Origin of the sequence: Xanthobacter autotrophicus, from assembly GCF_030015065.1 — a bacterium.
Classification (GTDB): domain Bacteria; phylum Pseudomonadota; class Alphaproteobacteria; order Rhizobiales; family Xanthobacteraceae; genus Xanthobacter; species Xanthobacter autotrophicus_D.
Window position 1 is genome coordinate 1 of the sequence record NZ_JAIVFN010000587.1, and the last position, 379, is coordinate 379.

Sequence of the window (379 nt, forward strand, 5' to 3'; positions counted from 1 at the left end):
GTTGATGTTCCAGGAGGCGATGCGCACCGCTTCACCGGCGGCCCTTCAGGTAGCTTTCGACCGCCTGGGCATCGTTGCCGACCGCATGGACGGCCTGCTTCAATTCCTCCGCCGTCACCCCGAACTTCTTGCTCCAGTCGCGGACTTCGTAGTCTTCGCTGAGGCTGATGCGGGAGCGGTCCTGGCCGCCGGTTTTGGCTTTGTTGTCTGACATCGCAGCTCCTATTAGTTGGTGACAGGATAAGTGTCATCCGGCGTGTACACCAACCGTGTAGGCGAATTGCACCCAATCGATAGGTCCAGGGAAACAATCGTATGGATCGGTGGCTTCCGAGCTGCTCATCAACAGAAGCTTGTGCCGCGAGGTGCACGCGACTGC

1 protein-coding gene is annotated in these 379 nt (G+C 59.1%); it reads right to left on the reverse strand.

Features of this window, described 5'->3' with window-relative positions; genetic code table 11:
• Nucleotides 1-31: 31 nt before the first annotated feature.
• On the reverse strand, nucleotides 32-214 hold the full coding sequence (locus tag K9U40_RS24640; protein ID WP_248688058.1) for a DUF3606 domain-containing protein: 183 nt from the start codon (nucleotides 212-214) through the stop codon (nucleotides 32-34).
• Between the last annotated feature and the right edge of the window lie 165 nt (nucleotides 215-379).

Coding starts and splice junctions, on each gene's coding strand:
- K9U40_RS24640 (WP_248688058.1), bottom strand. CDS start 214: ATGTCAGACAACAAAGCCAAAACCGGCGGCCAGGACCGCTCCCGCATC.